The sequence below is a fragment of the Kitasatospora sp. MBT63 genome, assembly GCF_000710465.2.
Taxonomy (GTDB): domain Bacteria; phylum Actinomycetota; class Actinomycetes; order Streptomycetales; family Streptomycetaceae; genus Kitasatospora.
In genome coordinates, this window is the sequence record NZ_JAIZ01000723.1 from 1 (window position 1) to 6,834 (window position 6,834).

Below are 6,834 nucleotides of genomic sequence, written 5' to 3' on the forward strand. Positions count from 1 at the left end.
GCCGCCCCCTGCCGCTCTCCGTCCAGCTGGCCGCGCCGCCCGGCGGCGAGCACCGGCTGCTCGCGCTGGCCGCCGAGCTCGAACGCCGGCGGCCCTGGCCGCGGACGGCGCCGGACCCGGCGGGCCGGCTATAGCCCGGTGGGCGCCAGTGCCTCGCCCAGCCGGGTGAGGGCGGCCGGGTGGCCGAACAGGCCCGGCAGCCCGCCGGTGTGCAGGAAGACCGTGCGCTGACCGGCCCGGATGTCGCCCTCCTCGACCGCCGCGATCAGCCCGGCCATCGCCCGTCCGGTGTACACCGGGTCGAGCGCGATGCCCTCGGTGCGGGCGGTCAGCGTGAGCGCGGCCAGCACCTGCTCCGTCAGGGCGCCGTAGCCGTCGCCGACCTGGTCGAGCCTCAGCCGCAGGCTGCGCGGGGCGCAGCTCTCGCCGGAGAGGCCGGAGGCGAGCGCGGCCACCGTCCCGGCCGGGTCGGTGACCGCCCCGACGTGGACGCCGAGCACCCGCCCGGGCCCGAGCGGGTCGATCAGCCCGGCCATGGTGCCGCCGGAGCCGGCCGCCACCACCACGGTGGCCAGGTCGGGTGCCTGGTCGAGCAGTTCGGCCCCGCACTCGGCGTAGCCGTGCGCCCCGAGCACGCTGGAGCCGCCGAACGGGAGCACGGCCGGTACCTCGCCCTGCTGCCGCAGCTCCTCGGCGGCCTGTTCGGCGGCGGCGCCCAGGGTCTCGCGGTCGGCGGTGCCGGTCCACACCACGGTGGCGCCGAACAGGCCGTCGAGCACGAGGTTGCCGGTGGCCGGCGGTCCGGGGGCGCCGGCCAGCACCAGGACGACCCGCAGGCCGAGCCGGGCGCCGGCGGCGGCGGTCAGCCGGGCGTGGTTGCTCTGCGGCGCGCCGGTGGTGACCAGCGCGCTGGCGCCGTCGGCCAGGGCTGCGCCGCAGAGCCACTCCAGCTTGCGGACCTTGTTCCCGCCGCCGCCGAGGCCGGTGAGGTCGTCGCGTTTGACCCACAGGTCCTCGGCGCCGAGCCCGAGCGCGCGGGCGAGGCGCGGCATCGGTTCGAGCGGGGTCGGCCAGCTGCCGAGCAGGGCTCGCCGTGGGGTACCGCTGTGCGGGGCCATCGCCACCGTCCTTCGTCCGCGATGCCGACGTGTGATCCGCCGTCATCCTGCCACGGCGGCCGGCCGCCGCCGGGGCGCCTCGGCGGCACCGCGGAGAAGTGCGATGGCCGGGTGGGTCAGGGGCAGGTCTTCCAGGCCAGGTGGTAGACGGTGTTGATGTCGCCGTCGGTGGAGTCCATGGTCATGAAGCTGGTGGTCTTGGAGGTGTCCGAGGTGCCGGGGCTGACCCGCAGCTCGGTGTTGATGTTGAAGTTCCGGATCTCGCCGCAGGGTGCCCAGACGAGGGCGGCGACGTCGACGGTGTCGGTGGACTGCCAGTTGTCGTCAATCGGGCCGTTGAACTGGTGGCTGGCGTAGACGGTCTGTGGCGAGCCCTGGAAGTAGTAGTTGGCCCGCTGGACCGCGCTGGCGCCTGCCTCCAGGTGGGCGAAGCCGCGGTAGTCGGCGGAGGCGATGGCGTAGGTGAAGCCCTGCGGGACGTGGACGTCCAGGTTGAGCTGACAGTTCTTCCGGAAGTCGGTGGGCTTGGAGCCGACGCCGACCTGGGCGAGGTAGTCGCTGTAGGTGACGGTGAAGGCGGTGTTGTCGGGGGAGACCGCGACGGCCGCCGTCCCGGCGGGGCAGCCGGAGCCGTTGACGGTGGCCACGTCGATGACGATCTTGTCCGGCGGGGGAGTCTGGCCGGTGCCGAAGATGGGTGAGCCGAGCAGCGATGCGGTGACGACTCCGGTGGTCGCCAGCAGACGGAGCATCATGGGCGTTCCTTCCGATCGTTCCTGGGGCGGGCAGCCTCGGGCCGCCCGGTGCGGCGCCGGGGTCCGGCACTGCTTTGACGTGTCCATGGCAACAAAGTGCGGAGGCCGCGTACAGGGGGCGTGATGGATTCGCTCACGAAGCGTGAACCCTCCCTCGGCGGACACCACGAGGCGAGGGTGCGTCAGTTCTGCTTAGCGTGCAGGCATGGAGAAGAACACCAACATCGTCCCGGTCCTCCCCGACACCGCGTCAGCCCCGACCCCGGCCCGGACGATACCGACCGCGAGTGACCCGCAGGCCCCCCGTCGTCCCGGACCGCGTCGCGCGAGCCGGATCCTGCACCGGGCCGGCGTGCTCGCCGCGGTGCTGGCCAGCACGGGAGCGCTCGGCCTCGGCGGCGCGGTCGGCGCCAGTGCGGAGAGCGCCCCGGCGCACAGCGGCTGGGACGGTTCGAAGTACTGGTTCAAGAACAGCGCCGGCCAGTGGCGCTGGACCGTCCACTACGACGTCTACCTGGCCCGGATCTCGGGCGCCCCGGCGCCGGCCGCGAGCACCAACAGCGGTGGCGGGATCAAGCAGGGCTGGGACGGTTCGAAGTACTGGTTCAAGAACAGCGCCGGCCAGTGGCGCTGGACCACCCACTACGACGTGTACCAGGCCCGGATCTCGGGCGCCCCGGCGCCGGCCGCGAGCACCAACAGCGGTGGCGGGATCAAGCAGGGCTGGGACGGTTCGAAGTACTGGTTCAAGAACGCCGCCGGCCAGTGGCGCTGGACCACCCACTACGACGTCTACCTCAGCCGGATCTCCGGCGGCTCCGGCACGGCCGCCGCGCCCGTCACCGGTACCGGCACCAACGCCGGCTCCCTGGAGGCGGCCGTCCAGTTCGCGCTGGGCGAGGTCGGGGTGCCGTTCCTGTGGGGCGGCAACGGCCCCGGCGGCTACGACTGCTCCGGCCTGGTCCAGCAGGCGTACCGGCGCGCGGGCATCAGCCTGCCGCGGGTCGCCAACGACCAGTACGCGGCCACCACCCCGATCAGCGCGAGCAGCCTGCGCCGCGGCGACCTGCTGTTCTGGTCCGACACCGGGCGCGCCGACGACATCGAGCACGTGGCGATCTACCTCGGCAACAACCAGTACGTCGAGGCGGCCCGCCCGGGCACCGTCGTGCGGATCTCCAAGCTCAGCAGCGGCTACTACCCGACCCACATGGGCCGTCCCTGACCACCACCACCCCCGTCCACCGGGCCCGCGCCGCACGGCGCGGGCCCCTTCACGTGCGACGGGCCGTCAGCGCAGGGTCGGCACCGCGCCGCCGTCGGCCCAGGTCAGTGCCACCCCCGGCACCGTCCGCAGCCACTGCTCGGCGATGGCGGCGAGGCGGGCCGCGTCCGGCGGCGTCCGGCCGAGCCCGACGGCGTACCGGACCGGGCCACCGGTGTCGGTCCCGTCGTCCAGCGGACGCGGCCAGGCCCGGGCGTCGGCGCAGCCGGCCTGCTCCAGGGCGGTGAGCAGGGCCCGCAGCCGGCCCCGGAACCGGCCGGCGGTGACCGCCGGTGGCTCGCCCGGGCGGGTGCCCACGGTCAGCACGGCCCACGCCGCGTGCCGCAGGTGCAGCCGCGGCGGCGCGCACAGCCGCGGCCACGGCCCCGGGCCGGCCTCGGTGATCTCCCAGGCCCGGTAGAGCTCCCGGACCAGCAGGTCCCGCCCGCCCGGGCCGACCTGCCCGGTGCACGGCCGGACCGGCGCGGTCGGCGTCAGCACCGCCAGCGGCAGGTCCGGCGGCAGGTCCACGGGCACGGCCGGTGCCAGCGCGACCGGCTCCCGCCAGTCCCAGGCCGCCCAGGTCCCGAAGAACTCCCGGACCAGCTCGTCCGGCGGCGCGCCGGGGAACCGGCGGACCGTCAGCGCCGCCAGGACCGCCCAGGCCAGACCGGGCAGCGTGCCGAACGGCGCCGAGTCCAGGCCGCGCGCCCGCGCCCAGGCCTTCACCACCCGGGTGAGGCCCGTGAACGCCGGACGGGCCGGGCCGACCACCTCCAGCAGCGCCCGCGCGTCGCTGACCGCGCTGAGCGCCGTCGCCGCCGCCTCGCCCAGCTCGGCCCGCCGCTCCACCGCCTCCGCGGGGGCGAGCGACCCGGTGGCGACCACCGCCAGGTCGACCGTCAGCCCGTCCACCGACAGCCGCAGCCCCGGCACCCGGGCACCCGTGACCTCCCGTACTGCCGCGCCCGGCACGGCCGCCTCGACCCGGGCGCGCAGCCGCGCCGGGTCGACGGTGCCCGGCAGGGCGGCCACCAGGTCCAGGTCGGCGCCCGGCAGTTCGCAGCCGAGCCGGCGGGAGCCGACCGGGTGGACCGCCCCCTCGGCGAGCTCCGCCGTCAGCCGCCGCAGGACCGGGCTGGGATCCGTCCCGCCGGGCGCCACCGCCTCGGCCGCCGGTTCGTACACTGGCCGCACCTCGCCGGTGCCGAGGGCGACCGTCAGCCGCGCACGCATCGGCTCCTCACCCCGGCGGGAGAGCAGCACCAGCTCGCCGACCCCGGCGGGCAGTTGCCGCAGCCGTGCGCCGAGTTCACCGGCCAGCCGCTGCGGATCCGCGGTGCGGCCAAGGCTCAGGTGCGGGGTGAAGCCCTCCGCCCGGCCGCGGCAGCGCGGGAAGCGAGCCGCCAGTGAACGGTGCAGCTCCGCCCAGGGCCCGGTCCCGGCCGCCGCCGGGTCCAGCCACACCGTCGCGTCGGCGCGGTGGCGGAAGGACCGCACCCCGTCGAGCAGGACGGTGAACGGCCGGTGCCCCGCGACCGCCGCCGAGACCAGCTCCGCCGCCCGTTCGAACTCCGCCTCCGGGACGAAGCCGAAGAGCAGGTTGACGTGCGGCGGCCAGCGGTCGACCTGCGGGTCGTACGCGCGGCGCACCCGCTGGATCTCCGGCCACAGCTCCTGCGGGGGGAGCCAGGCGAGCGCGGTGCGGGCCGTGGGCGGACTGTCCAGGACGGCGTCCGGCCCGGCGGCGCCGGGGGTCAGATCGACCTGTACGCCGTAGTGGTCGGAGACGAACAGGCCGTCCTCGGTGGCGGGGGAGTCGCCCAGCAGGGCGGCCGCCGAGGCCCGCAGGCCGGGCCCGCGCAGCAGCACCCGGTCCAGCCGGGAGGCCCGGCCGGACAGCGAGGAGACGGCGGCCAGCGGGTTGGCGGCCGGGTCGAAGGTGGGGGTGCGGTCGTCCGGGCCGTGCACCTCGGACCAGCCGTCGCGCAGGCCCAGCGCGGTCGCGGGCAGGTCGGTGCCGTCGTTGAAGTCGCCGACCACCACCAACTCGCCCTCCAGCGCGGCCAGGCCCTCCGCCAGCCGGTCCAGCTCGCCCGCCCGGCGCCCGGCGCCGTCCTCGCTGTGATCGCTGGTCAGATGGGTGGTGGCGACCACCAGCGGGCCGGCGGGACCCTCCACCGCGACCGCCGCCACCGCCTTGTACGGGCCGAGCGGGTGCCGGGCCGCCTCGACCACCGGCAGGCGGCTGAGCAGCAGCAGCCCGCTGTCGGCGACGTCCGGCCCGGCCGGGTCGGTGTCCACCGTGTAGCCCGCCCGCACCCAGGGCGCCGCCAGCAGCAGCGCCACCAGCGCCGGCTCGACCTCCTGCAGCGCGATCACGTCCGCGTCGGCGCGCTCCAGCGCCGCCAGCAGCAGCGGCCGGCGCCGAGCGGTGGCGATCCGGTCGCCGTCGTAGCGGTCCCACAGGGTGTTCCAGCTCACCACCCGCAGCCCGGCGGCGGCCGGCGCGGGCGGACGCGCCCCGGTGACGGGCCGCCAGCCGGCCGCGCCCGACCAGGCGTGCGGGGTCCGCGCGGTGAAGAACGGCGCCCGCAGCCGCCGCGGATCGCGCGCCCGCCCGGCCGTCGAGGTGTCGAGCCGGTCCAGGCCGGACGCCCGGTCCCAGACCAGCTCGCCGTCGGCCTCGAAGAACACCACCCGGTGCCAGGGGAGGTCGCCGCCCGGGACGAAGGCCGGCAGCGGCACCCGCTTGGGCGCGGCGCCCCGCATGGTCACCCCGACCACGAACCGGGCCGGGTCGAAACGGTCGTCCCAGCGGATCCGGTGGTACACCTGCTCACTGGTACGCATCACTGCTCCTGGGGGTCGGACCGGAGCGGACCGGCCGGGTCGGGGGCGCCGAGCGAGCCGTCGGTGTCGCCGACCACGCCGTCCGGGCCGATGTACCAGGTGCGGTGCGCCTGGCCCGGGTACGGCGGGCCGAACCGGCCGAGCTGCGCGGCCAGCACCGCGGGCGGCACCGGGTGCTCGCGCACCGCGTTGCGCCGGGCCAGCTCGTCCGCGCCGACCAGCAGGACGGCGTGGGTGGTCAGCGCGTCGCGGCGCTGGGCCACGGCGTGCACCAGCGAACGCTGCTGCCGGTTGAGCGAGGTGGCGTCCCAGACCACGGTGCGGCGGCCGGTCAGCGCCGCGTCCAGCCGCTCCAGCGCGGCCCGCAGCACCTCCGGGTTGGCCCGCTGGTCGGCCCGGGAACCGCGGGCCTGCCGCAGGTCGTCCAGCGACACCACCTCGTCGACCCCCTCCAGCGAACGGACGAAGCCGCTCTTGCCGCTGCCCGCCGGGCCGGTGGTGACGATCAGTCGGGGGAAGTCCCCGGAGCGCCAGCGCCAGCCGGCCGCGACGGCCTCCTCGGCGCTGCCGATCCGCCCGAGCGCCCAGCCCTCCCGGGCCTGCGCCCAGCAGCGGTCGCCGGCCTCCGCGGGCAGGCCGGCCAGCGCGTTGCGCAGCCGCTCGCGCAGCGGTTCCAGCGGTGCCTCGCCCAGCAGTCCGGCGTCCTCGGCGCACAGCGCCGACCACTCGGCCTGCTCGCGGGCGGCGGCGGCCTCCTCGTCGGTGCGGCCGGCCAGGGCGGCCAGCGACACCGCGTGCAGCACCCCGAGGTCGGCCGCGAAGGAGAGCCGGGCCAGGCCGGCCA

5 protein-coding genes are annotated in these 6,834 nt (G+C 76.6%); 1 reads left to right on the forward strand and 4 read right to left on the reverse strand.

The genetic code is table 11. The features are described 5' to 3' along the window. Positions 1-128: 128 nt before the first annotated feature. Positions 129-1,118 carry a D-cysteine desulfhydrase family protein gene (locus tag AA75_RS37675; protein WP_051814109.1) on the reverse strand — a complete coding sequence of 330 codons (990 nt, stop codon included), beginning with the start codon at positions 1,116-1,118 and terminating at the stop codon, positions 129-131. 116 nt (positions 1,119-1,234) lie between these two features. Then, complete coding sequence (locus AA75_RS37680) at positions 1,235-1,870, reverse strand: DUF4360 domain-containing protein (RefSeq protein WP_082527132.1); 636 nt, start codon at positions 1,868-1,870, stop codon at positions 1,235-1,237. Positions 1,871-2,078: 208 nt separating this feature from the next. Between AA75_RS37680 and AA75_RS37685 the strand changes: the two genes are divergently transcribed. Continuing rightward, on the forward strand, positions 2,079-3,098 hold the full coding sequence (locus AA75_RS37685) for a C40 family peptidase (protein WP_051814110.1): 1,020 nt from the start codon (positions 2,079-2,081) through the stop codon (positions 3,096-3,098). Between the two features lie 66 nt (positions 3,099-3,164). Here AA75_RS37685 and AA75_RS37690 read toward each other — a convergent pair whose 3' ends face one another. Further along, positions 3,165-5,990, reverse strand: a complete 2,826-nt coding sequence (locus tag AA75_RS37690) for a poly(A) polymerase (protein ID WP_033824939.1) — start codon at positions 5,988-5,990, stop codon at positions 3,165-3,167. Then, positions 5,990-6,834, reverse strand: an 845-nt coding sequence (locus tag AA75_RS37695) for an ATP-binding protein (RefSeq protein WP_033824940.1), incomplete at its 5' end; no start/stop codon positions are given. The genes AA75_RS37695 and AA75_RS37690, both read right to left, overlap by 1 nt.